This is a genomic window from Roseovarius sp. MBR-51, assembly GCF_053628575.1.
Map to the genome: position 1 here is coordinate 1 of NZ_JBRJGQ010000059.1, position 2,854 is coordinate 2,854.

3 protein-coding genes are annotated in these 2,854 nt (G+C 55.4%); all 3 read left to right on the top strand.

Features of this window, described 5'->3' with window-relative positions:
• The first annotated feature begins 60 nt into the window (after positions 1-60).
• Positions 61-720, top strand: a complete 660-nt coding sequence (locus ACSSVY_RS22685; RefSeq protein WP_037239049.1) for a plasmid pRiA4b ORF-3 family protein — start codon at positions 61-63, stop codon at positions 718-720.
• A 120-nt stretch (positions 721-840) separates the two neighbouring features.
• Positions 841-1,422 carry a recombinase family protein gene (locus tag ACSSVY_RS22690; protein ID WP_037239051.1) on the top strand — a complete coding sequence of 194 codons (582 nt, stop codon included), beginning with the start codon at positions 841-843 and terminating at the stop codon, positions 1,420-1,422.
• Between the two features lie 21 nt (positions 1,423-1,443).
• Complete coding sequence (locus ACSSVY_RS22695; protein WP_037239053.1) at positions 1,444-2,829, top strand: ISKra4 family transposase; 1,386 nt, start codon at positions 1,444-1,446, stop codon at positions 2,827-2,829.
• Positions 2,830-2,854: the final 25 nt, after the last annotated feature.

Genomic DNA, 2,854 nt, shown 5'->3' on the forward strand with positions numbered 1-2,854 from the left:
GAGAGTACCGTAAAGTGTGGGGCAGTTGAATTTTGGGATTGATGCTGGCAAGGATTTTGGATGTCATCCGCTTCTCCAATCTATCAGCTAAAGGTACGCCTTCTTGGGTTGAGCCCGATGATCTGGCGGCGTGTTTTGGTATCGGATTCGACGACACTGCGTGAACTGCACGGCATTCTTCAGGTTGCGATGGGCTGGGAGGGCATTCATCTGTTCCTCTTCGAGGTTCACGCGGTACAATACGGCTCGTTGGAGTTGCATGCTGGAAACCCGGATGTATCCTTGCAGCAGTTTGGGTTCCGCGAGAACGAACGATTTTCCTACGTTTACGATATGGGGAATAACTGGGAACACGAAATTCGTGTTGAAGCGATTAATCCGCCACCAAAGAAAACCTATCCGGCCTGCATAGGCGGTTCCGGAGCCTGCCCGCCTGAAGATTGCGGTGGTGTATATGGGTATCTTGAACGGCGGGATGAGGCTGACGGCTATGATGCCTGGAATGACATGGGCGTCATGGTTGGTTTCCTTGAAGATGTTGTAGCAGCGAACGCCCCCAATCGGCCGGTATCTGATTTCATGTCTGACGAGGTGGAAGCTGCGATGGAACGGATGGTTGCTCGCAAGCCGTTCGTCGACGGGAAATTCTCACGGGGTGCTGTGAACAAGCGGTTTCGATCCGGAGATCATCGCGACCTGATGCGCCAGCAGATGTGGTAAGGGCCGTCCGAAATGGTTCGGTTCCGGACAGGGCGTAATGATCTGTCCATAAATTATCTTGAACCTGTATCGAACAGGCGTATTATTTTGGACAACATTTCCGGACAGAATTGCAATGCTGTGACCAGAACATTCGCCTACGCCAGAGTATCGACCGTCGAACAGGACCCCGAAAACCAGATCCGGGAGATCGCTGCCGCAGGATTTGCGGTGGAGCCACACCGGATCATTACCGAAACGGTTTCCGGCTCACAGGCCATCGCACAGCGGAAGGGATTTGCGCGTCTTCTGGACAAGATGGAGCGTGGCGATGTTCTTGTCGTGACTAAGCTGGACCGGCTGGGGCGCGATGCGATCGATGTCAGTACGACCGTGGCCAAGCTGGAAGTCTTGGGCATCCGTGTGCATTGCCTCGCCTTGGGCGGCGTGGATCTGACCAGTTCTGCGGGCAAGCTGACGATGGGTGTGATCAACGCAGTTGCCCAGTTCGAGCGAGACCTTCTGATCGAACGCACGCAATCGGGGCTGGCGCGTGCGAAAGCGCAAGGCAAAACACTGGGGCGCCCATCAACCCTTTCGGCTGATCAGCAGGCGCTGGTCCGCGAAAAGATTGCCAATGGCGCGACAGTTTCCTCCATCGCACGCGAAATGGGCACCAGTCGGCAGACAATCATGCGGGCGAGAGATTCAGAACCAATATAATCAAGCAGGCAGACCCCGAAGATGGATATCGAAATCAGCGTCACAATAACTGCGCCAGATGGCACCGCTCACACGGATAGGATCGCCGCATTCTCCAAGGGCATTGAGGCTGCTGGTGACATCGGCCTGTCCATAGAGGAAGGCAAAGCCGTTCTTTTGGGCATCCAGCGGAAAGTTGTTGCCGCGCAATGCGAAGCGTTTTGTATCCAACGTGCCCGCTGTACGTGCTGTGATCGAAAGCTTCGTGGCAAAGGGCGCCGGCAAATTCGATACCGGACGGTCTTCGGTGACATCGCCGTTGAAAGTCCGCGCTTCTATTCCTGCCAGTGCCACAATGGTCCAGCCAAAACTTTCAGTCCTCTGAACGAACTTTTGCCCGACCATATCGCCCCGGAGTTGCTCTGGCTTGAGACGAAATGGGCTTCGCTTGTATCTTTCGGGGTCACGACTAACCTGCTGAAAGATGTCCTGCCGATTGATATGAGGCTAAATCCAGACACCATCCGCAGACATCTGGGGCGTGTGGCCACGCGGATGGAGGCCGAACTTTCTGATGAGCGTTACAGTTTCATTGAAACCAGTCCCCACCAGCGCGCCCAGCTTCCCAACCCTGAGGGCCAAATCACCGTCGGTATCGACGGTGGCTATGTTCGGTCTCGCGACGCGGGTCAGTCGCATTTCGAGGTCACCGTCGGCAAATCCATCCCCACAGATCGCCCGAGCCGCTATCTTGGGCTTGTCCAAAGTCATGATGACAAGCCCAAGCGGCGACTGCATGAAGTTTTGAAGGATCAGGGTTGGCAGGAAAACCATCCAGTGACATTCATGACTGACGGTGGAGACACCGTCATCCACATGGCGCGACACATGGCACCTTCCTCTGAGCATATCCTGGATTGGTTCCACATCACCATGCGCATCACCGTCATGCAGCAATACGTCAAAGGGCTTGCGCATCACAATCCCGCAGAGGCCGAAGCCATTGCCCGCCTGCTGCGCCAGATCAAAGGGTTCCTTTGGAATGGCAACCTTCACAATGGTCAGGCAGCGATCGAAGACCTTGTCATCGATCTGGAAGTTGTCGAGACGGACTATGCCAGCATCAAGGCACTTCGGAAGGCGGCGTCCGAGTTCGAGACCTACATCGCCAACAACGCCTTGATGATCCCGAACTATGCGGAAAGACGACGGTACGGTGAACGCGTTTCAACCGGCTTTGTCGAAAGCACCGTCAACACCGTTGTTGGAAAGCGCTTCGGCAAGCGGCAGCAAATGCGCTGGTCAAAACGAGGCGCGCACCTCATGCTGCAAACCCGAACCAGAGCCCTCGATGGCACCCTGCGCGCCAAGTTCGAGCAATGGCATCCGGCGTTGAAGCCTTCGTCCGAAACCGAAATGGCTGCATGATTGCCCCACACTTTACGGTACTCTC

What these genes read in the sequence shown, in the direction of transcription:
- ACSSVY_RS22685 (WP_037239049.1), top strand. Translation starts at nt 61, where the DNA reads ATGTCATCCGCTTCTCCAATCTATCAGCTAAAGGTACGCCTTCTTGGG.
- ACSSVY_RS22695 (WP_037239053.1), top strand. Translation starts at nt 1,444, where the DNA reads ATGGATATCGAAATCAGCGTCACAATAACTGCGCCAGATGGCACCGCT.